The organism is Nocardioides acrostichi, from assembly GCF_015319165.1.
GTDB lineage: Bacteria > Actinomycetota > Actinomycetes > Propionibacteriales > Nocardioidaceae > Nocardioides > Nocardioides acrostichi.
On sequence record NZ_JADIVZ010000001.1, the window covers coordinates 940441 to 962020 of the forward strand.

The 21580-nt window shown below is 71.8% G+C and carries 20 protein-coding genes; 13 read left to right on the top strand and 7 right to left on the bottom strand.

Annotated elements, in window-relative coordinates:
* Nucleotides 1-20: 20 nt before the first annotated feature.
* Nucleotides 21-1430, top strand: a complete 1410-nt coding sequence (locus tag ISG29_RS04450) for an MBL fold metallo-hydrolase (RefSeq protein WP_194502094.1) — start codon at nucleotides 21-23, stop codon at nucleotides 1428-1430.
* 200 nt (nucleotides 1431-1630) lie between these two features.
* Here the strand turns inward: ISG29_RS04450 and ISG29_RS04455 are convergent, their stop codons facing one another.
* The 3 genes from ISG29_RS04455 to ISG29_RS04465 form a co-directional block, all read right to left on the bottom strand.
* Nucleotides 1631-2098, bottom strand: coding sequence for a hypothetical protein (locus ISG29_RS04455; protein ID WP_194502095.1), 468 nt, complete (start codon nucleotides 2096-2098; stop codon nucleotides 1631-1633).
* Nucleotides 2099-2197: 99 nt separating this feature from the next.
* Complete coding sequence (locus tag ISG29_RS04460; protein ID WP_194502096.1) at nucleotides 2198-2362, bottom strand: hypothetical protein; 165 nt, start codon at nucleotides 2360-2362, stop codon at nucleotides 2198-2200.
* A gap of 58 nt (nucleotides 2363-2420) precedes the next feature.
* Nucleotides 2421-4589 (bottom strand): MMPL family transporter, encoded by a 2169-nt coding sequence (locus ISG29_RS04465; protein ID WP_194502097.1) that lies wholly within the window; start codon nucleotides 4587-4589, stop codon nucleotides 2421-2423.
* 132 nt (nucleotides 4590-4721) lie between these two features.
* On the opposite strand from ISG29_RS04465, the gene ISG29_RS04470 reads away from it, so the two are divergent.
* The 3 genes from ISG29_RS04470 (at nucleotide 4722) to ISG29_RS04480 (ending at nucleotide 7107) form a co-directional block, all read left to right on the top strand.
* Nucleotides 4722-5081 carry a hypothetical protein gene (locus ISG29_RS04470; RefSeq protein WP_194502098.1) on the top strand — a complete coding sequence of 120 codons (360 nt, stop codon included), beginning with the start codon at nucleotides 4722-4724 and terminating at the stop codon, nucleotides 5079-5081.
* A gap of 80 nt (nucleotides 5082-5161) precedes the next feature.
* Nucleotides 5162-5752, top strand: coding sequence for a dephospho-CoA kinase (gene coaE, locus ISG29_RS04475; protein WP_194502099.1), 591 nt, complete (start codon nucleotides 5162-5164; stop codon nucleotides 5750-5752).
* Nucleotides 5749-7107, top strand: coding sequence for a glycoside hydrolase family 3 N-terminal domain-containing protein (locus tag ISG29_RS04480; protein WP_194502100.1), 1359 nt, complete (start codon nucleotides 5749-5751; stop codon nucleotides 7105-7107). The genes coaE and ISG29_RS04480 overlap by 4 nt, the downstream gene beginning before the upstream one ends.
* A 36-nt stretch (nucleotides 7108-7143) precedes the next feature.
* Here ISG29_RS04480 and ISG29_RS04485 read toward each other — a convergent pair whose 3' ends face one another.
* Nucleotides 7144-8136 (bottom strand): sigma-70 family RNA polymerase sigma factor, encoded by a 993-nt coding sequence (locus ISG29_RS04485; protein WP_194502101.1) that lies wholly within the window; start codon nucleotides 8134-8136, stop codon nucleotides 7144-7146.
* 298 nt (nucleotides 8137-8434) lie between these two features.
* On the opposite strand from ISG29_RS04485, the gene manA reads away from it, so the two are divergent.
* Complete coding sequence (gene manA / locus ISG29_RS04490) at nucleotides 8435-9616, top strand: mannose-6-phosphate isomerase, class I (RefSeq protein ID WP_194502102.1); 1182 nt, start codon at nucleotides 8435-8437, stop codon at nucleotides 9614-9616.
* Nucleotides 9617-9631: 15 nt separating this feature from the next.
* On the opposite strand, the gene ISG29_RS04495 is transcribed toward manA, so the two are convergent.
* Both ISG29_RS04495 and ISG29_RS04500 read right to left on the bottom strand, forming a co-directional pair.
* Nucleotides 9632-11794 (bottom strand): S9 family peptidase, encoded by a 2163-nt coding sequence (locus ISG29_RS04495; protein WP_194502103.1) that lies wholly within the window; start codon nucleotides 11792-11794, stop codon nucleotides 9632-9634.
* A 10-nt stretch (nucleotides 11795-11804) separates the two neighbouring features.
* Nucleotides 11805-13184, bottom strand: a complete 1380-nt coding sequence (locus tag ISG29_RS04500; RefSeq protein WP_194502104.1) for a DNA polymerase IV — start codon at nucleotides 13182-13184, stop codon at nucleotides 11805-11807.
* Between the two features lie 233 nt (nucleotides 13185-13417).
* On the opposite strand from ISG29_RS04500, the gene ISG29_RS04505 reads away from it, so the two are divergent.
* Together ISG29_RS04505 and ISG29_RS04510 are read left to right on the top strand one after the other, a co-directional pair.
* A complete protein-coding gene (locus tag ISG29_RS04505) occupies nucleotides 13418-14377 on the top strand; it encodes a DUF4192 domain-containing protein (protein ID WP_194502105.1) in 960 nt (319 codons plus the stop codon).
* A 54-nt stretch (nucleotides 14378-14431) separates the two neighbouring features.
* Complete coding sequence (locus tag ISG29_RS04510) at nucleotides 14432-15904, top strand: glutamate--cysteine ligase family protein (RefSeq protein WP_194502106.1); 1473 nt, start codon at nucleotides 14432-14434, stop codon at nucleotides 15902-15904.
* 27 nt (nucleotides 15905-15931) lie between these two features.
* On the opposite strand, the gene ISG29_RS04515 is transcribed toward ISG29_RS04510, so the two are convergent.
* Nucleotides 15932-16381 carry a hypothetical protein gene (locus ISG29_RS04515; protein ID WP_194502107.1) on the bottom strand — a complete coding sequence of 150 codons (450 nt, stop codon included), beginning with the start codon at nucleotides 16379-16381 and terminating at the stop codon, nucleotides 15932-15934.
* Nucleotides 16382-16522: 141 nt separating this feature from the next.
* On the opposite strand from ISG29_RS04515, the gene ISG29_RS04520 reads away from it, so the two are divergent.
* From ISG29_RS04520 to ISG29_RS04545, 6 genes are all read left to right on the top strand, one after another.
* Nucleotides 16523-16819, top strand: coding sequence for a hypothetical protein (locus tag ISG29_RS04520; protein WP_194502108.1), 297 nt, complete (start codon nucleotides 16523-16525; stop codon nucleotides 16817-16819).
* Entirely contained in the window at nucleotides 16816-17946 is a 1131-nt protein-coding gene (locus tag ISG29_RS04525; RefSeq protein ID WP_194502109.1) for a hypothetical protein, read from the top strand. Before ISG29_RS04520 ends, ISG29_RS04525 begins: the two co-directional genes overlap by 4 nt.
* Entirely contained in the window at nucleotides 17943-18707 is a 765-nt protein-coding gene (locus ISG29_RS04530) for a hypothetical protein (RefSeq protein ID WP_194502110.1), read from the top strand. Before ISG29_RS04525 ends, ISG29_RS04530 begins: the two co-directional genes overlap by 4 nt.
* Complete coding sequence (locus tag ISG29_RS04535; RefSeq protein ID WP_194502111.1) at nucleotides 18700-19284, top strand: hypothetical protein; 585 nt, start codon at nucleotides 18700-18702, stop codon at nucleotides 19282-19284. Before ISG29_RS04530 ends, ISG29_RS04535 begins: the two co-directional genes overlap by 8 nt.
* Nucleotides 19285-19302: 18 nt before the next feature.
* On the top strand, nucleotides 19303-19875 hold the full coding sequence (locus tag ISG29_RS04540; RefSeq protein ID WP_207792661.1) for an HhH-GPD-type base excision DNA repair protein: 573 nt from the start codon (nucleotides 19303-19305) through the stop codon (nucleotides 19873-19875).
* A gap of 113 nt (nucleotides 19876-19988) precedes the next feature.
* The gene (locus ISG29_RS04545) at nucleotides 19989-21422 is read left to right on the top strand and encodes an RNA polymerase sigma factor (RefSeq protein ID WP_328827942.1); all 1434 of its coding nucleotides are present in this window, start codon (nucleotides 19989-19991) and stop codon (nucleotides 21420-21422) included.
* Nucleotides 21423-21580 lie beyond the last annotated feature (158 nt).

Genomic DNA, 21580 nt, shown 5'->3' on the forward strand with positions numbered 1-21580 from the left:
CGCACACCTTCGGAGGAACCATGTACTTCGCCCAGCACTACCTCGACTGCCTCTCCCAGGCCTCCTACCTCATCGGTGACGAGACCACCGGCCGCGCGGTCGTCGTCGACCCCCGTCGCGACGTGGCCGAGTACCTCGACGACGCCGCGGCGCACGGCCTGGAGATCGTGGGCGTCATCAACACCCACTTCCACGCCGACTTCCTCGCCGGACACCTCGAGATGGCCCAGGCCACCGGCGCCTGGATCGGCTACGGCGACCGCGCCGAGGCCGACTACGAGGTGCGCAAGCTGGCCGACGGCGAGCGCATCGAGCTCGGCGAGCCCGGTCAGCACGGCTCGGGCGTCGCGCTCGAGATCATGCACACGCCCGGCCACACCCCCGAGTCGATCAGCGTGCTGGTCTTCGAGAACGCCGGCGACGAGACCGCCTACGGCGTGCTCACCGGCGACGCCCTCTTCATCGGCGACGTCGGCCGCCCCGACCTGCTCGCCTCGATCGGCGTGACCGCCGCCGAGCTCGGCTCGATGCTCTACGACTCCGTCCAGCACAGACTGATGGGCCTCGACGACGCCGTCCGGGTGTTCCCGGCGCACGGTGCGGGCTCGGCCTGCGGCAAGAACCTCTCGACCGAGAAGCAGTCGACGATCGGCGAGCAGCGCCGGTCCAACTACGCCTGCCAGCCGATGAGCGAGGCGGAGTTCGTCGCGATCGTCACCGAGGGGCAGCCGTCGGCTCCGGACTACTTCGTCTACGACGCCACGCTCAACCGCCAGGTGCACGAGACCTTCGACGACTCCCCGGCCCCCATGCTCGCCGTCGGTGCCGTGTTCGAGGCTCTTGCCGACGGCGCCCTGCTGCTCGACACCCGCGATGCCGCGGAGTTCAGCGCCGGTCACCTGCGCGGCTCCATCAGCGTGCCGCTCGACGGTCGCTTCTCCGAGACCGCCGGCATGATGCTCGACCCCAGCGACCAGATCGTCGTGGTGGCCCCCGAGGGCCACGAGAACGAAGCCGTCATGCGGTTGGCGCGCATCGGCTTCGACGGCGTGCTCGGCTACCTGCCCGAGATCGAGGACGTGCTCACCGACTGCGAGGCGGCCGGTGTCGGCCACGCCAGCCGACTCACGCCGTCCCAGCTCGACCAGGCCCTCGCCGACGAGGGTCGCGCCGTCACCGTGGTCGATCTGCGCAACGCCGGGGAACTCGCAGCGGGCGGCGTGCCCGGGGCCCACCACCTGCCCTTGGCGCAGCTGCGGCGACGCCTCGACGAGATCCCGCGCGACGGCGCGGTGGTCGTCTACTGCGCCGGCGGCTGGCGCTCCAGCGTGGCCGCGTCGTACCTGCGCGGTCAGGGCTACCCCGACGTCTCCGACATCCTCGGCGGCTTCAACGCCTGGGAGACGACCCGGGAACCCGTCGGCGCCTGAGTCTCGCGGCGATCCACGCCAGACCGAGCACGAGCAGCGCGAGCGGCAGCACCCACGGCGGCACACCGGCCGGCCTCGGGCTCGACGCGGTGGGAGCCGGCTCCTGCTCTTCGCCTCCCTGCGGCAGGACGACGACGAGGGCTGGCGCTGCCACGGTCACGACGACGAGGGGAGCGGCGAGCCGGCGACCCCTGCTGGTCTCAGACATCGCTCGCCACCCTCGTCGGCAGCGGGCAGGTCTGGTCATAGCGAAGGCGCCGACGCAACGCCCAGGCCAGGAGCCCGAGCGCGGCCACGGCGAGCAGGGGCTGGACGGGCTGGAACCAGGTCAGCGCGCCGGAGTAGCCGAGGGCGAGCAGGACGACTTTGTTGCACACCGGGCAACCGACGGCGAAGAAGGTGAGCAGCCCGCCGAGCCAGCCGCCGCGAACCATCGGTTCCTCGTCGCCAGCTGGCTCGGGTCGGGGGGACTCGCGCACGTAGGTGGCCGCGAGCATCCCGAACAACACCGAACTGATCAGCAGCGCTGGCCACGACCACCACGTGGGCGGCACGTCGCGGCCGAACCACGGGGTGTCGATGAGATCGGTCGGCACCGCCACGACGACCACCGAGGTCGCGGCGGCCGCGAGGGCGACCAGCCACCGGCGCGCCGTCCACGTGCTCATGCCAGACGTCCGTACGTGTCCGAACCAATCACGATTCGCGACCCCTCGCGGGACGATTCGCGACCCCTCGCGGGACGATTCGCGACCCCTCGCGGGTGATCAGCCGCGGCCGAAGAGCTTGCGCAGGAGGCCGGTGGAGGGCTCGTTGTCGTGACCGGCGCACCGGTCACCCTGCGGCACGCCGGCCATCACCTGGTCGACGTGCTGGCCGCAGCCGGCCCAGGTGGTCTTGCCGCACTTCGTGCAGGTCACTGCTCGGCACATGGTGTAGATCCTCTCGTTGGTCCGACGGTAGGGGTCGTGCGGGGTGGGAGCCGGAAGGTCAGCCGTGGGAGAAGGTGATCTTCGGCAGCACACGGTCCAGCCAGCCGGGCACGTGCCAGGCGGCGCGGCCGGTGAGGCGCAGCAGCACCGGCAGCAGCACGAGACGCACCACGAAGGCGTCGAGCAGCACGGCGGTGCCGAGCACGATGCCCATCTCCTTCGGCGGCAGAGGGCCGGCCAGGGAGAAGGTGAAGAACACCGCGACCATCACCGCGCCGGCGGCGAAGATGACGCGACCGGAGTGCGCCATGGCGCCGACCATCGCCTCGCGCGGGTCGCCCGAGGCCTCGTAGTGCTCCTTGGCGGAGGCGAGCAGGAACACGGTGTAGTCCATCGCGATCGCGAAGATCATGGCGAAGAAGAACACCGGCGCCCACGCGTCGAGGAAGCCCTGGTGCTCGAAACCCATCAAGCCGGTGCCCCAGCCGTCCTGGAACACCAGGCGGGCCACACCGAACGCGGCGGCGGTCGAGAGCAGGCTCACCACGGTGCCCAGCAGCGCGATGAGCGGGGCGCGCAGCGCCACGAGCAGCAGCACGAAGCCCAGCGCCAGCACGACACCGATCACCAGCGGGGTCGACTCGTCCAGCTGTGACTTCAGGTCGAGGTTCTCCACCGCGGCGCCACCCACCAGGGCAGACGACGGCAGGTTGGCACGCAGCCGGTCGACGGTCTCGCCGAGCGCGGGGTCGGAGGGGTCGACCGTGGGCACGGCCTGGACGAGGACGAGCTTCGCGCCGTCCAGCGCCGGCATGGCGGGCAGCACCGCGGCGATGCCGTCGTCCTGCGAGAGCACTCGGCTCGCGGCCTTGGCCTGCTTCGCGGGCACCACGACCTGGAGGGTGCCGGGTGCGCCGTCTCCGAAGGCGTCCTGCACCAGGTCGTAGCCGACCCGGGCGGAGGCGTCCTCGGGGAGCACCTTGATCGAGGGCATCGCCGTGCGCAGGCCGACGATGGGCGCGGCCAGCGCCACGAGCACCACCACGGCGGCGGTGCCGAAGAGCACGGGACGACGCCACAGCCGCTCGCCCCACGCCGCGAAGAACGGCGAGCGGTGCTCGCCGGTGCGCACCCAGGGCAGGGCCAGCTTGTTGATGCGGTGGTCGAGCTGGTGCAGCACCAGTGGCAGCAGGGTGAGCGTGGCCGCGAGCACGAACACGACGGCGAGCATGATGCCGGCCGACATCGAGCGGAACGCGGGGCTCGGCACGAGCATGACCGCGGAGAGCGAGATGAGCACGGTGAGGCCCGAGAGCAGCACGGCCTTGCCGGCGGTGTCCATGGTCTCGGCGATGGCGTGCTCACGGGTGCGCAGGTGGCCTTCGCGGGCGCCGCGGTAGCGCACCACGAGGAAGAGGGCGTAGTCGATGCCGAGCGCGAGGGCGAACATCATGGCGAAGTTCATCGCCCAGATCGACACCGGCACGAACTCGTTGATGAGCACCAGGCTGCCGGCGGAGGCGACGAGGCCGGCGAGCGTGAGCAGCAGCGGGAGCCCGGCTGCCACCAGCGCCCCGAAGGCCAGCACGAGGATCGCCAGCGTCACCGGCCACGAGATCATCTCGGACTTCATCATCGCGTCGAGGTTGGCCTCGTTGAAGTCCGACCAGAGCAGGGAGGAGCCGGTCGGCTCGACGCTCACGTTGCCCGTGGAGAGGTCGGCGAGCTCGGCCTTGAGATCGTCGGCGACCCGCACCATCTCGTTGGTGTCCGCACCGGCTCCGGCCAGCAGCACGGCGGTGTGGCCGTCCTGGCTGACCGTGGCGCCGGGCTGCGGGGCGATCACCTCGCCGATCCGGGGGTCGGCCTCGAGGATCGCCGTAGCCTGGCGCAGCACCCTCGCGCCCACGCCGGTCGTCACGTCGCCGTCGGCGTCGTGCACCACGACTTGGATCGCGGACGACGCGTTGCCGCCGAAGTGCTCGACGGCGAGATCCCGGGCGGTCACGGAGTCCGAGCCCTGCGCCTGCCATCCGGCTCCGGAGAGGTTCGCCTCGACCTTCGGGGCGAAGGCCCCGAGGCCCACCACGAGCAGCAGCCAGACGACGGCCACGAGGCGACCGTGCCCGGTGACCCACAGCCCGAGCCGGCCCAGGGGACCGGCCGTCTCGTGCGGGTCGGGCACGCCGGAGGCGGCGTCAGCGGGGGTGGCCGGGGCCGTGGTCATGGGGACTCCTGCGGGTGAATGATGCCGTACATGCGTTGACATGAATGTACGGACAAATAACATGACATGCAAGTCGACGCATATACCGGGCCGGTCCGCGTGCCGCAGACGCGCGCTGGGAAGATGACACCCGTGAGTGACCCGAGTCCGACCTCGCCCGACACCCCACGCGCCCGACACCTCATGGACCCCGCGAACATCACGCGCGACAATCTGGAGTCGCCGGGCATCAAGCGCGTGCAGAAGTGGGTCGTGTCGGTCCTGGTCGTCACCACGATCCTGCATTTCGCAGGCGGCCTGTTGGTCGCCGCGTGGTTCATCGACCCGTCCTTCGCCGCGCAGCGCTACGGCCTGGCGGTGCTGGCCGGGGCCGTCAGCGTGCTGGCGGTGGCTGCGGGGCGCGCTATCCACCGGGTGTCGCCGTTCACTCCCTGGTTGCTGCTCGGCGTGCTCCCGACCGCCATCGCCATCCCGCTTCTCGCGCGCGGCTGACCCGCGGCTGACCCGTGGCTGACCCGTGGCTGACCCGTGGCTGACCCGGGCGGTCCAGACCCCTCTGTAGCCTGCCTCGCATGCGGGTGGGACTCACGGGGGGCATCGCCTCCGGCAAGAGCACGGTGGCGCGGATGCTCGTCGACCTCGGTGCCGTGCTCATCGACGGCGACGCGCTCGCGCGCGAGGTGGTGCAGCGCGGCACCCCCGGACTGGCCGCGGTGATCGAGGAGTTCGGCGAGGGGTTGCTGACACCGGACGGCGACCTCGACCGGCCGGCGCTGGGTCAACTGGTCTTCAACGACGACGACGCCCGCAAGCGTCTGGAGGCGATCGTGCACCCGCTGGTGTTCGAGCGCTACGCCGCGCTCGAGGCGGCCGCACCCGAGGGCGGGCTCGTGGTCCACGACATCCCGCTGCTCGCCGAGACGGGCCGCGCGGGCGACTTCGACGCCGTGCTGGTCGTCGACGTGCCTCGCGAGCTCCAGGTCGAGCGAATGCTGTGCGACCGCGGCATGAGCGCCGACGACGCCGCGTCGCGCATCAACGCCCAGGCCACCCGCGAGCAGCGGCTGGCGATCGCCACCCACGTCATCGACAACTCCGGTTCGCTCGGAGCCCTCCGTGAGCGTGTCGAGCAGGTGCACGCCGAACTCCTGACTGCGGCATGAGGCGGCTGGGTCTCGCAGCGGCCGCCGTCGTCGCGGCAGGTGCGCTGGCCGGGTGCGCGAGCGACGGCCCCGCCCGCCCCACCGCCCGCGAGTCGGCGTCCGGGCCCCCGTCGACGAGCGTGACCCCGAGCACGACGTCGACGCCCACCACGACCCAGGGCCCGGCCCAAGATCCCACCCAGGAACCGACCCAGGATCTCGGCGAGCCGCTGCCGTGGGGCCCGACCGTGGGCGAGCTGGCGCAGGCCCACGAGATCGTCGCCGCCATGACGGCCGGGGAGCTGGCCGGCCAGGTCATCGTCGGGCGCTACGCCGGCACCGACCCGTCCGTGGCAGCACGGCTGGTGCGCCGGCTGCACCTGGCGGGCGTGTGCGTCACGAACGACAACGTCGTCGACGCCGACCAGGTGCGGGCGACCACGCGAGCCGTGACCCGCGCCGCGCACCACGACGGACGCGACTTCCCGGCCGTCATCGGCATCGACGAGGAGGGCGGCACGGTCTCGCACCTGCGCGGCATCGCCACCGACTTCCCTGCCTTCGAGGACGCCGGTCTCGCCATCGGGCAACACGAGCGGCGGGGCCGTCAGGTCGTGCAGCAGGCCGCCTACGCGACCGCGCAGGAACTGCGCGCCTTCGGGTTCAGCTGGGTGTTCGCCCCCGACGCCGACGTGACCATCGGCCCGGCCGACGTGACCATCGGCTCCCGCTCACCCTCCAGCGACCCCAAGCTGGCCGCGCTGGCCGTCGGCGCGGCCGTGCGCGGCTACGACGACGCCGGACTGGTGTCGACGATCAAGCACTTCCCGGGGCACGGGTCGGCCACCGTCGACTCCCACCGCACCCTGCCGCACATCGACGCCTCGATGCGGCGTCTGGAGCATCGCGACCTGCGACCGTTCGCCCGAGGCATCGACGCCGGTGCCCCGGCCGTCATGGTCGGGCACCTCGACGTCGAGGCGATGGCGCCGGGTGGGCCGTCCAGCGTGGAGCCGAAGATCTACGACTACCTGCGCGACGACCTCGGCTTCGAGGGTGTCGCGATCACCGACTCGCTCGGCATGGGTGCGGTCGCCGGCATCCCCGACCTCGGCGTCAAGGCGCTCGAGGCCGGCGCCGACCTGCTCCTCATGCCGGCTGACACGACGACCATGCACCGGGTGGTGAAGCGGGCCGTCGAGGACGGCACCCTGAGCCGTGATCGCGTCGAGGACGCTGCCGCACGCGTCGTCGCGCTCCAGTTGTGGCAGGCCAGCGCGTCGCAGGACGACCCGCTTCCGGCCGATCCGGCGAAGGTCGCCGAGAACGCCGAGGCCGCCTCGGCGGCATTGCGCGAGGCGGCCTACGGGTCGTGATCAGGGGGTCGTGATCAAGGGGTCGTGATCAAGGGGTCAGGCTGCGGAGCCCGACGCGAGATCGGGGTCGGCGAAGCGACGCAGCTTCTGCAGCGCCTCCCGCTCCAACTGGCGCACCCGCTCGGCGGAGATGCCGTGCTTGGCGCCGATGTCGGCCAGCTTGTGCTGGCGACCGTCGGTGAGGCCGTAGCGACTGCGGATGATGTCGGCCGCCCGGGCGTCGAGCCGGTCGACCAGCGCGTTGAGGCGGTCGCGGGACTCGACGTCGAGCACCGTGAGGTCCGGACCGGGTGAGGTCTCCTGGGCCATCAGGTCGCCGAGCGAGGTGTCGCCGTCCTCGTCGACGGGGGTGTCGAGCGAGACGTGCTCGCGGCCCCACGAGAGCAGGTCCAGGACGCGGTCGACCTCCATGCCGAGCTCGGTCGCGATCTCCTCGGGCTCGGGGTCACGGCCCAGCTGCCGCTCCAGGGTGCGGCGGGCGCCGCCGACCTGGTTGAGCTCCTCGACGACGTGCACGGGCAGCCGCACGACGCGGGCCTGCTGGGCGATGCCCCGGGTGATGGCCTGGCGCACCCACCAGGTGGCGTAGGTGGAGAACTTGTAGCCCTTGGTGTAGTCGAACTTCTCGACCGCGCGGATCAGGCCGGTGTTGCCCTCCTGGATCAGGTCGAGCATCGGCATCTGCGCACGGCCGTACTTGCGGGCGATGGAGACCACGAGGCGCAGGTTCGCGGTGATGAAGGTGTCGACGGCCTTCTCGCCCTCCTCGGCGAGCCACTCCAACTCCTCGCGCGTGGCCCGGGAGGGGGCGCCACCGCCGGCACGGCCGACCCGGCCCTGGTCGAGCAGCGACCGCGCGTAGAGACCCGCCTCGATGGTCTTGGAGAGCTCCACCTCCGCGGCCGCGTCGAGCAGGGAGTTGCGGGCGATCTCGTCGAGGTAGAGCCCGACGCTGTCGCGACCCTCGATCTCTCGAGTGGTGCTCGTGCGGGTGGAGCGGGTGCTACGGGTGGCGGTGGTACCGGCCATGGGGGTCCCTCCTTCGCAAAGCGCGGGCGCCGACATTGCGGTGCCTCACGTGTGTCCCAACGCTCGAACGGTGCCCCGGATTCCCGTGGTCAGCTCACCCGGACGGTGGGTGAGTGGCCTCCGTGCGGCCCGGGGGGACCGGTGGAGCCTTCACTGGGACTGACGACCGAGCGCGACCAGGAGTTGCATGCCGCCGGTACTTTCAGCGAGTTCTCAGGGCATCGTCTCCTTCGGGCTTCCTCTCTTGGGGGGCATCCTGACTGCGGGCCTCGCAGTGCAAAGGGCCTACTCTCGCCCCATGCATCTGCTGGAGTGCCCCTCCCAGGACTACGCATGGGGAACGGCGCACGAGATCCCGGCCTTCCTCGGTCGCCCCTCGCTGGGTCGACCGATGGCCGAGGTCTGGATGGGCACCCACCGGCTCGGGCCGGCGATGGTGCAGACCGCCGCAGGTCGGCGGCCGCTGAGCGAGCTCGCCGGCGAGCTCCCGTTCATGATGAAGATCCTCTCGGCCGCCCGGCCGTTGTCGATCCAGGTGCACCCGAACGCCGAGCTCGCCCGCAAGGGGTTCGAGTCCGAGGAGGTCGCGGGCATACCACTCGACGCCGCGCACCGGTTGTACAAGGATCCGAACCCCAAGCCGGAGATGGTCTACGCGCTCACGGCGTTCGACACCCTGGTCGGGTTCCGGCCCACGGCCGAGATCCTGCGCATCCTGGCGCCGCTGGCCCACCCGGTCATCGAGGCGATGGTGGCGCAGCTGGCGGCCAACCCGGGGTTTCACGGCATCGTGCGCGTGCTGGAGCGCCTGCTGCTCGAGCCCCCGAGCCCTCAGGAGGTGCACGAGATCGTGGCCCTCTGTCATGCCCGTCTTGGGCTCGGGCTGGACATCAAACGGGCCTACGCCTCGGCCACCGAGATCGCACCCCACTACCCCGGCGACGTCGGGGTGATCGTGTCGCTCCTGCTGAACCGGCTCACGCTCCAGCCCGGAGAGGCCGCGTACCTGGGCGCCGGGATCATCCACGCGCACCTGAGCGGCATGTGCCTGGAGGTCATGGTCAACTCCGACAACGTGCTGCGCGCCGGCCTCACCTCGAAGCATCTCGACCCGTCCGGAGTCGTGGCCAGCATCGACGCCGAGATGTCGCGTCTGGCGCGGGTCAGTCCCGATCTCTTCGGCTTCGGCACCGACGTCTTCGCCCCGGGCGAGGGCGACTTCGCCCTCGCCGTGTGCCAGACGTCCCCGGCCGACCCCGACGGCGCCCCGCTGCCGGAGTCCGGCCCTCGCCTCCTCGTCTGCACGGGCGGCGAGGTCGAGGTGCACAACGAGGCGGGCGAGTCGGTGCTGCTGCGCCGCGGCGACGTGCTGTTCGCGGGCCCCTCCGACGGCGCCGTCCGGCTGACCGGCACCGGCGAGGTCGCCCAGGCCTACCAGCCCACGGCCGAGGGGCGTCGCCTGCTGCACGACCTCGTCTGAATCCGTCGAGCCTGCTCAGCCGCCGGCGGCCAGGCCCATCCGGTCGAGGATCCACGCCAGGGTGAACGCCCGGTCGCGCCACGACTTGTAGCGGCCCGACACCCCGCCGTGTCCGGCCGCCATCTCGGTGCGCAGCAGCACATCGGGGCGGGCGTCCGGCGCCGTGGCGCGCAGTCGCGCGACCCACTTGGCGGGCTCCACGTAGAGCACGCGCGTGTCGTTGAGCGAGGTCTCGGCGAGGATCGGCGGGTAGGCCTGGTCGGTCACGTTGTCGTAGGGCGCGTAGGTGCGCATGTAGGCGTAGACCTCGGGGTCGGCCTCCGGGTTGCCCCACTCGTCGTACTCCGTGACCGTGAGCGGCAGCGTGCTGTCGAGCATGGTCGTGAGCGCGTCGACGAAGGGGACGCCGGCCACGATGCCGCCGAACAGCTCGGGCACCTGATTGGCGACGGCTCCCATCAGCAGCCCACCGGCGCTGGCGCCCTCGGCGACGAGCGAGTCGGGGCTCGCCCAGCCGGTGTGCACGAGGTGGCGGGCGCAGGCGGCGAAGTCGGAGAAGGTGTGCTGCTTGCGCATCAGCTTGCCATCGTCGTACCACCGCCGGCCCATCTCCCCGCCGCCGCGAACGTGGGCGATCGCGAAGGCGGCACCCCGGTCGAGCAGTGAGAGCCGGGCGATCGAGAAGTACGGGTCGATCGAGGCCTCGTACGAGCCGTACCCGTAGAGCAGCGTGGGCACCGGCCCGTCGACGACGGCCCCCCGCCGGGCGACCAGCGAGATCGGCACCCGCTCACCGTCGTCGGCGATGGCCCAGAGCCGGTGCTCCTCGTAGTCGGCAGGGTCGTAGCCGCCGAGCACGGGCGCGCGGCGCAACAGGGTGAGCTCGCGGGTGCGCACGTCGTAGTCGTAGACGCTGGAGGGGATGGACATGGTCGTGTAGCCCAGCCGCAGCACCGGAGAAGCAAAGGAGGCGTTGCCGCCCGTGCCGACCGTGTAGACCGGCTCGTCGAACTCGATCAGGTGGTCGTCGGCGACCCCCGACCCGGTGGCTGTGTCGTCGAGGTCGAGGATCCGCAGCTGGGTCAGGCCCTCGCTGCGCTGGTGCAGGACCAGGTGGGTGGCGAACGCGTCGACGTCCTCGAGCCGGACGGCGGGGTCGTGCGGCACCAGGGCGCGCCATTGCTCCTGCGGGGTCGGTCGGCAGGGGGCCGTGCCGAGCTCGAAGTCGGGGCCGGTCGCGTTGTGCAGCACGAAGAACGTGTCGTCACCGAGCAACCTGCCGTGGTCGAGGGAGTACTCGACGCCCTCGACCCGCTCGGCGAAGACCTGCCACCCGGCGTCCGGGTCGTCGGCGTCGAGGAAGCGGAACTCCGAGGTGGTCTTCGATCCGGAGACGATCATGAGGAAGCGATCGGACCGGCTGCGTCCGACGCCGGTGAAGAATCGCGCGTCGGTCTCGTGGTGGACGAGCTCGTCGTCGGCCTGCGCAGTGCCGACCCGGTGGCGCCAGATCTTGTCGGCGCGCCAGGCGGCGTCGACGGTGGAGTAGTAGAGGTTCTCGCCGGCGCGGTCCCAGGTGCCGCCGCCCAGGGTGCCCTCGATGACGTCGTCGAGCAGGTCGCCGCTGGCGAGATCCTTGATGCGCACCGTGTAGCGCTCGTCGCCGACGACGTCGGTGGCGTAGGCGAGCCGGCCTCCGTCGGGGCTGATGCTCGCGCCGCCGAGGGAGAAGAACTCGTGGCCCTCGGCGAGGGCGTCGAGATCGAGCAGCACCTCCTCGCCGGGGAGCGCAGGCTGGTCGGGCGCGCAGTCCTCGGCCGGGCGCGGCGGGGTCCAGTCGTCCGGTCCGCCGGCCGGCACCCGACAGGTGGCGCCGTACTCGCGGCCCTCGAACGAGCGGCCGTAGTACCAGTGGTCGCGGTTGCGCGACGGCACGGAGAGGTCGGTCTCGCGGGTGCGAGAGCGGATCTCGGTGAAGATCGTCTCCCGCAGGTCGGCCAGGTGCTCGGTGCGGGCACGGGTCCAGGCGTTCTCGGCCTCGAGGTGCGCCTGCACCGCCTCGGAGTCCTTCTCGCGCAGCCACTCGTAGTCGTCGTCGCGTACCTGCCCGTGGATCGTGCGAGACGTCGGGCGGCGGGTCGCCACCGGTGGGTGGTCGGGCGGCGGCTGCTCGGGCATGGGGGCGAGGCTACGGGTCGGCCGGTGGGTCGAGGTCGGGTGGCTGCCAGCGGTGCAGCGCGGGGTCGTCGTCGGCGAAGGAGCGCACAGGTCCGGCCGGCGACTCGCGGGTCTCGAAGCGCACGGTGACCACGCCCCGCCCGGAGCCCCACACCCAGCCGCGGCCGTGCTCGTCGTGCTCGACGTCCAAGCCCGGAGCCCAGCCCGACGACCGGGCGCGCGGCGGCTCGGGCGGCTCGGTCTCGGTGGCCGGCTCGACGGCATCGGTCGGGTCGGTCGGGCCGGTCTCCAGCAGATCGCCGAAGAGGTCGTCCTGCACCCAGTCGGCCAGCCCCGAGACGCCGACGCCGAGCAACCGCACGCCGCCGCGCACCTGCGCCTCGCTGTCGGGATGCGCCAGCAGTTCGGCCAGCAGCCCGCGGGCCAGCCGGCCGACCACGTTCTCCTGGTCGGTGGGGGAGGCGAGCGTGGTCGAGCGAGACAGTGTGGTGAAGTCGTGCAGCCGCACCTTGATCGTGACCGTGCGCCCCGAGAAGCCGGAGGCCCGCAGCCGACGCGCGACGTCCTTCGCCTGGCTCGTGAGCAGGCTCTCCATGAGGCGGGTGTCGGTGAGGTCGGTGTCGTAGGTGCCCTCGACGCTCACGGACTTGGTCTCGCGCTCGGGCTCGACGGCGCGGTCGTCGCGCGCGTGCGCGAGCCGGTGCAGCCCGGAACCGTGCGCGCGGCCGAGCAGGCGCACCAGCTCCTCCTCGCTCACGCGCTCGAGGTCGGCGACCGTGTGCAGGCCGGCCCGGCGCAGCCGCTCGGCGGTAGCGGGCCCGACGCCCGGGATCACGGTGGCGGCCATCGGACGCAGCAGCTCGAGCTCGGTCCCAGGCGTGACGACGACCAGACCGTCGGGCTTGTCGAGGTCGCTGGCCACCTTCGCCAGGAACTTGCTGGAGGCGACGCCGACCGAGGCGGTGAGGCCGTCGGTGGCCTCGTACACCCGGGCGCGCAGCCGCTGCGCTGTCTGGGTGACGGTGTCGACGTCGAGATCGGGCAGGCCGGCGGCCGCGAGGTCGACGAACGCCTCGTCGAGCGAGAGTGGCTCGACCAAGGGCGAGAGCTCGCGCAGCAGAGCCATCACCACCGCGGAGGCCTCGCGGTAGGCGTGGAACCGCCCCGAGAGGAACGCCGCGTGCGGGCACCGGGCACGCGCCTCGCGGGTCGACATGGCCGACCCGACGCCGTACCGCCGAGCCTCGTACGACGCCGTCGACACGACGCCGCGGCCACCCGTGCCGCCGACGACGACCGGCTTCCCGCGCAGCGACGGCTTGTCGCGCTGCTCCACCGAGGCGAAGAACGCGTCGAGGTCCAGGTGCAGCACGGAGGCGTGGGCGCGCACCGGTGGCCTCCTGGATTCGTCGGGCGGGTTCGTGGGGGCGGGTTCGTGGGGGCGGGTTCGTGGGGGCGGGTTCGTGGGGGCGGGTTCGTGGGGGCGGGTTCGTGGGGGCGGGTTCGTGGGGGCTAACGAGAGGCGGACGCACCAATCTTCCACAGGCCACCGACACGTCCGGGTTCTCCACAGACCGTGTCGGCACCGTCTCGTCGCTGCCCCCGGGCCGCGAACGTGGCTGTATGAGACGAGAACCCACACCCGATCCGACCCTTCCCGACCGGCACGCGCCGCTGGTCGCCCGCAACCCGCAAGACATCGCCGCCGCTGTGCCGGTGGCGCTCGGCTTCGAGCCCGACGACTCGGTGGTCATGCTGACCATCGGCGGGCGCGACGGCTTCCACGCCCGCGTCGACTTCCCGCCCGCGGCCGCGGCCGACGACGAGGTGATCGACCTGCTGATGGCACCGGCCCTGACCCATGAGGTCGAGGCGGTGCTCTTCGTGCACTACGCGGCCGACGCGAGGGCCGTACGCCGGCTCGCGCGTCGGCTGGAGCGGGAGTTCCGCGCCGCGAGGGTGCGTGTCATCGTGCAGCTCCGCGTCACCGACCAGCGCTGCTACGCCGCGCTGGGCCGGCTCCCAGGGGTGACTGCCCACGGGCTGCCGCTCGACGTGCGCAGCCACGCCTTCCGAGCCGCCTCGGTGCTGCACGGGCGAGTGACGCTCGGCTCGCGGGCCGAGGTGGCTGCCACCGTCGCACCCGACGTGCCCTCGCAACGCGCGGTCGAGGCGCTCCCGATGCCGATCCCGTGCACGGCGCCGGGGTTGCGGCTCCGGCTGTGCGAGCTCCTCAGCGACGAGACGACCGTGCGCCTCGACGACGCCGAGGTGGCCAGGATGGCGCACTCCCTCGTCGACCCGCGCATCCGCGACGAGGCGCTGCTCCTGGTCTCCCGCGACACGGCGGATCGACATGTCGCGCTGTGGAGCGACGTGGTGCGCCGCGCTCCGGAGCACCTGGTGCCCGACGTGGCTGCGGTGCTCGCGCTGGCCGCCTGGGTCGCGGGGCACGGCGCCCTCGCGTGGTGCGCGGTGGAGCGGTGCCGCGAGGTGGCGCCCGACCACCGCCTGGCCGGATACGTCGCCGCGGCGCTCGAGAACGCCCTCCCGCCGAGGGTGTGGGACGAGAGGGTGGGGTGAGCGATCGGCGCACCTGCACCGAGAGGGGGAGCGGGCTCCGCTAGGTTCTCGTCCATGGGCGAGAGGGTGGAGCGCCAGGAGTTCACACGCGCCGACCGTACGCAGCACCGGGAGAAGGTGCGGCGCTGTCTCGACGTGTTCGCCCGGATGCTGCGCGAGTCGGCCTTCGACACCGACGACCCGATGGTGGGTCTGGAGGTCGAGCTGAACCTGGTCGACGACGCGGGCGATCCGGCGCTGAAGAACGGCGAGGCGCTGGAACGCATCGCCGACCCGGACTTCCAGACCGAGCTCGGTCAGTTCAACCTCGAGATCAACGTGCCGCCCACGCACCTGCGCGGCGACGGTCTGGCGCGCATCGAGGCCGAGCTGCGCGCCGACCTCGACCACGCCGAGGTGGCGTCCGCCGACGTGGGCGCGCACCTGGTGATGATCGGCGTGCTGCCGACGCTGGCCGAGGGTCACCTGACCCGCGACACCATCAGCGCCAACCCACGCTATGCGCTGCTCTCCGACCAGATCCTGGCTGCGCGGGGCGAGGACATCGCCCTCGACATCTCCGGGGTGGAGCGGCTGCAGTGCACCGCCGACACGATCATGCCGGAGGCCGCCTGCACCAGCACGCAGTTCCACGTGCAGACCTCGCCCGACCAGTTCGCGGCCTACTGGAACGCCTCGCAGGCGATCGCCGGCGTGCAGGTGGCGGTCGGCGCGAACGCGCCCTACCTGCTGGGTCGCCAGCTGTGGCCCGAGACGCGCATCCCGCTGTTCGAGCAGGCCACCGACACCCGCAGCGAGGAGCTCAAGGCCCAAGGTGTGCGGCCGCGCGTGTGGTTCGGCGAGCGGTGGATCACCTCGGTCTTCGACCTCTTCGAGGAGAACGTCCGCTACTTCCCGGCCCTGCTGCCGATCACCGACGACGAGGATCCCCTCGCCGAGCTCGAGGCCGGCCGGGTACCGCGGCTGCCCGAGCTGCGGCTGCACAACGGCACCGTCTACCGGTGGAACCGCCCGGTCTACGACGTCACCGACGACGGCCCGCACCTGCGGGTCGAGAACCGACTGCTCGCCGCCGGTCCCACCGTCGTCGACACGGTGGCCAACGCCGCCTTCTACTTCGGGCTCGTGCATGCGCTCGCCCACGACGAGCGGCCGCTGTGGTCGCAGATGTCGTTCAGCGCCGCGGAGGAGAACTTCCACACCGGCGCCCAGCAGGGCATCCACGCCCAGCTCTACTGGCCGGGCATCGGCCAGGTCGCGGCCACCGAGCTGGTGCTGCGCCGCCTGCTGCCGCGCGCCCACGCCGGGCTCGAGTCCTGGGGTGTCGACGCCGAGGTTCGCACCCGGCTGCTGGGCGTCATCGAGCAGCGCTGCCTGCGTCAGACCAACGGTGCGGAGTGGTTCGTCCGCCGCATGCGAGAGCGCGACGGCGACCCCGCGAGCCGCTTCGACGACCTGCGTGCCGTGCTGGGGGAGTACCGCGAGCGGATGCACACCAACGAGCCCGTGCACACCTGGGACCGCTGACCTCGCACCGGGTCTCGCACAGCCGGCTCAGCGGGGTGGACGTCGCCACTCGCGCTGGTCACCGGTGAGGGGCAGCCGCCAGCCGTGCGTGGTGACGACCGCGAAGTCGATCGAGGCCCCGCCGCGTTCTGCCACCGCGCCGAGGGTGGCGGCGAGCCACGCCTGGTCGGCGTCCTGTGCCGCAAGGTCGCCGGTGCGAACGAGGCACACCAGCAAGGGGAGCGTGCGGATGCGCGGGTCACGGCACCGTGCGTCGAGGGCCGCGCCGACCAGGTCGCGCCGCAGGGCGTCGTCGAGCGACGTGGTGCCGAGACCGGGGTCGACCACCGGCGGCCAGTGCTCGCTCGGGCACCCGATGCGGGCGGTGGTGGGGAACCAGCGGCGACCGGCCCGTGCCGTCTCGGCGACCGCGAGCCGCAGTCGTGCCCGCAGCGCGCTGTCGACGCCCGCGGTGGCGAAGGTCTGCGAGCCGGCCATGCGGCTATCGTGCCCGCCCTCGGCGGGCGTGGGCATACGTCGTCCACAGGTCGCCTGACGTGCGAGGATACGGGGGTAGGTGGCGACGTCGGGCGGGTAACGAGCCCGGGCCGGAGCCGACACCCACGACGAGAGCCCCCCATGTCTGACCTCTACATCGACCTCGACGCCCTGGAGCGCACCCGCCACGACCTCGAGCACGTGGCCGACCTGCTGCGCGACCCGGTGAGCCGTCTCGCCGACGAGGCCGGCGCCGTCACCTCGATCAGCCACCTGCGCTCCCGGTTGCAGGACTTCGGTCACGAGTGGGACTACGGCATCGGCAAGCTCTCGGAGTTCAGTGGCACGGTGGGCGAGGCCCTGGTGCACATCCGCGACGCGTTCACCGAGGTCGACCAGAAGCTCGCCGCCACCTTCGACCAGGCCGACGGCCGATGAGCGCGCACGTCTACCCCCACCTCGGCTTCGACCCGGTGGCCAGCGACGAGTCGGCCGGTGCCGAGCTCGCTCGCCGCTTGAAGTACGCCGTCGACCGACTCACCGAGGTCGATGCGGTGCTCGGCGGCACCGGGCGACAGCACTGGGAGGGCCGCACGGCCGACGCGTTCCGCGCCTCGGTGAAGGACGAGCTGCGCCCGCGCGTCGCCGACGCCCTCGCGAGCTTCGGTCATGCCAGCAGCGCCTTCGAGGGCTGGGTGCTGGCGCTCGGCGGCTACCGGCGCCGCGCCGACGCACTCGAGGTGGAGGCCGCCGGAGCAGCGGAGCGCGTGAGCAGCGCCACCTCGCACCTCGGCGGTCTCACGGTGCCCGGTCACGACGCCGACCGGAGCGCGGTCGACCGCTACCACGACGACCTCGGCCAGGCGCGCTCGCGCCTCGACGGCGCCCAGGGCGAGCTCGCCGACATCCACCGCCGAGCCCGGGATCTGCGCGACGAGGTCGAGGACCACGCCGACACGGTGGCGGGTGCCTTCGACACCGCCATGAAGAAGGCGCCCGACGAGCCCGGCCTCTGGGACAAGCTGGGCGGCGTCCTCTCCGACATCAAGGACGCCCTCGGCGCGGCCTTCGACTGGTTCATGGAGAACCTGGCGCCGCTGATCCAGCAGCTGGCGCGCGTCATCGGTGCCGTGGCGACGATCCTGGCGATCGTCTGCTTCGTCGTCGGGTTCGTCTTCCCTCCCGCCTTCGCTCTCGCCGGGACGCTGGGCACGATCGCCCGGGTGGCCTCGTTCGTCGACCTCGGCATCCAGGGCCTGCGCGTGCTGCACGGTGAGGACGGCGCTCTCCAGGGCTTCGCGCTCCAGTCCGCCGGCATGCTGCTGGGCATCGGGGCGGCCAAGGCGATCGGGCCGATCGCGGTGAACGCGACCTCCAACATCCGCAACGGCCTCTACATCCCGCAGGTCGCGATGGCCGGCGTGGGCAGCAACGGCGGCGCCGCGGTCGCGGCGATCCAGTACACGATCAACCCGAGCTTCTTCCACTCGCTGCTCTACTGGGGCGTCACCAGCTACCAGGATCTCGACAGCTCCTTCGACACCTTGGAGTCGGGCGGCCGATGAGTCAGAACCCAGCCGACGAGCTGCCGAGCATCGCCACGGGGCTGCCGCCGGGGTGGATCGAGCTGGTGGCGTTCTCGTCCGTTGACGTGCTGGCGTCGTTCCTGCGCGCCCAACTCGCCGTCGACGCGGACCGGTTCGACGACGACGAGATCGAGCGCATCGTCGACGCCTGCGTGCGTGCTCACGCCGTGGCCGCGCCGCAGCGGTGGCTGCACCTGGGCTGCGTCGTCACCGAGTTCCCGGTCGAGGAGACCTCGCGCAACACGGTGTGGACCATAGGAGTGGGGGTGATCACCCCGCCGTCGTTCGGTGACGTCGACCCGGTGGCGGTCGCCTCGCGGGTGGTCGGCTCACTCGGCGAGATCTCCCAGGTCGAGCGATTCAGCACCGACGACGGTCGCGAGGGCGTCGTCTTCGGCGGCACCACCAGCGCCACGTCGCTGCCCGACGGACTGACCGACGCCGATGTCGTGCGGATGCTGCCGCAGATCGATCTCGCGGCGCTGGGCCTCTACGCCGTCGTGATGCCACTGCGCGGGCTCCCCGACCGGCTCGTGCTCACCCTCGGCGTCGCGCCGTGTGTCGAGGAGCGCCAGGCGATGTCGGTGCTCGCCGGCCAGATGGCCGCCAGCGTGCACGCGATCGCCGACCTGGCCGCCTACCCCCGGGCCAACGTGCTCGTCGACCGCACCGGCGCGGTGCACGAGCGCGGATTCCTCGCGGCCGAGGACACCGAGCCCGCCGAGAGCACCCGTGGCTGAACCCTCGCGTGACGTCGCCCTGGCCGATCTGGAGTCCAGCCTCGTCACGTGGCGCTGCACCGGCGGCGGTGCGCTCGCCGCCCTGCTCGGCGTCGCCGGGAGCACGCTGGTGGCGGCCGCGATCGATTCCGCGGGTGACATCGGCCTCGTGCTCGCCCTGGGGCTGCCCGGGCTGCTGCTCGCGGCCGGGGGAGCGGCGCTCGGTCGGTGGGCACTCCTCGCCGGACGACGAGTCGTCGGCGCGTACGTCGACCGCTGCGCGCAGGTGGCGTCGTCCGACCCCAGGGCGGTGAGCGACCACCTGCTCTCGTCGCGGGGCCTGCTGCGCGGCGCCCTGCTGGCGCTCGCCGTGATCGGCCTGCTCTTCGCGGTCACGATGCTCTATGTGGGCTTCGCGCCCGGGGATCCGGCCGACCTGGCCGACGGCCGCACCCTCACCGGCCTCATGGGCGTCGGCTGGTCGCTGAGCCTGCTGCCCGTCGTGCTGGCCCAGGGGTCGGGCCAGCTGCGCACCGCGCGTGCGGTCGGTGGTCGCCTCGCCCGCGAGACGCCGCGCCATGACGGCGTCTCCGGCTGATCGGGGAGGATGGCCCGCATGGCCATCCACATCACCGGCGACGACGCCGCCGACCAGGTACTGACCGAGGATCCCTTCGCGCTGCTGGTGGGCATGATGCTCGACCAGCAGTACCCGATGGAGCACGCGTTCCGCGGGCCGTCCAAGGTCAAGGACCGCCTCGGCACCTTGGACCCCGCCGCGATCGCCGCAGCGGATCCGGAGGAGTTCAAGGAGTTGTGCAGCACCACGCCGGCGATCCACCGCTTCCCCGGCTCGATGGCCGGCCGGCTCCAGGAGCTGGCCGCACTCGTCGAGGAGACCTACGACGGCGACGTGACCCGGCTGTGGGGCGAGGCGACGTCGGGTAGTGATCTGCTCAAGCGAGTGCAACAGCTGCCCGGGTTCGGCAAGCAGAAGGCGCAGATCTTCGTGGCGCTGCTCGCCAAGCAGCTCGGCGTCCGGCCCGAGGGCTGGGAGCAGGTCGTGGGCGACTACGCGCTCGAGGGCCACCGCTCGGTCGCGGACGTCGTCGACGACGCATCGCTGCAGAAGGTGCGCGACTTCAAGAAGCAGAAGAAGGCCGCAGTGAAGGCGTCCTCGGCCCGTTGATTCGTCGCAGAGGCCCCTCTGGATGTCACCCTCCTGGGTGGGCGTGGCAGAATGGTCGGCGCGGCTCTTGACAACTACGGCCTTTGCCGCGCCCCTACGCCAGTAGACGAGAGGTGTTCGTGTCCTCGAACGCACGCAAGATCCCCGCCGAGGTGCTCGCGCACCCGGCTGTCGTCGCACTCATCGAGGCGGGCACGCCCAGTGGTCGTGTCGGCCCGGAGCAGGTGCGACGCGCCAGTGAGCATGCCGCGGTGGAGCCGCAGCATCTCAAGGCGCTGATGGCTCATCTGAGCAGTCTGGGGATCACCGTCGACCTGGGACAGTCGGACGGCACCCGGGTCGCTGCCGCGACCTCCACTCGTAAGGCCACCGCCTCGGCCGCCGCCAAGAAGGCACCGGCCAAGAAGGCGGCGGCCAAGAAGGCCCCCGCCCAGAAGGTGGCGGCCGAGACGCCGGCCGCCGACGGCGCCGTGGTCGGTCAGGACGGCCCGAAGGTGCTGCCCGACGTCCCGGACGAGCAGTTCGAGAAGGACGTCAAGAACGACCCCACGATCAAGGAGGACGAGAAGGAGGCGACCTTCGTCGTCTCCGACGCCGACGACTCCGGTGAGCCCGAGCAGCAGGTCACCGTCGCCGGCGCGACCGCCGACCCGGTCAAGGACTACCTCAAGCAGATCGGCAAGGTTCCGCTCCTCAACGCGGAGATGGAGGTCGAGCTCGCCAAGCGCATCGAGGCCGGCCTCTTCGCGGAGGAGAAGATGGGCAAGGGCGGCAAGATCAAGGCCGACCTGGTCGAGGAGCTCGAGTGGATCATCGACGACGGCCGCCGGGCCAAGAACCACCTGCTCGAGGCCAACCTGCGCCTCGTCGTCTCGCTGGCCAAGCGCTACACCGGCCGCGGCATGCTCTTCCTCGACCTGATCCAGGAGGGCAACCTCGGTCTGATCCGAGCGGTCGAGAAGTTCGACTACACCAAGGGCTACAAGTTCTCGACCTACGCCACGTGGTGGATCCGGCAGGCGATCACCCGCGCCATGGCCGATCAGGCCCGCACGATCCGCATCCCGGTGCACATGGTCGAGGTCATCAACAAGCTCGCCCGCGTGCAGCGCCAGATGCTCCAGGATCTCGGCCGCGAGCCCACGCCGGAGGAGCTCGCCGTCGAGCTCGACATGACCCCCGAGAAGGTCATCGAGGTCCAGAAGTACGGCCGCGAGCCGATCTCGCTGCACACCCCGCTCGGCGAGGACGGCGACTCCGAGTTCGGCGACCTGATCGAGGACTCCGAGGCCATCGTCCCGGCCGACGCCGTCTCCTTCACGCTGCTCCAGGAGCAGCTGCACGCCGTGCTCGACACGCTCTCCGAGCGTGAGGCGGGTGTGGTGAGCATGCGCTTCGGGCTCACCGACGGCCAGCCCAAGACCCTCGACGAGATCGGCAAGGTCTACGGCGTCACGCGCGAGCGCATCCGCCAGATCGAGTCCAAGACGATGAGCAAGCTGCGCCACCCCAGCCGCTCGCAGGTTCTGCGCGACTACCTCGACTGAGGCGCGGGCCGAGGGGTTCGGCTCGAAAACACCGACCGCCCGCATGGCGTGCTGCCAGCGGGCGGTGAGGTGTCGTCGGCGACCGTTCCCCCTTGCTGTGGCTCCTCTCCGCGGAGGGAGCCTCGATCGTCGACGGAGGAATAGTGCGTCGTGGAGCG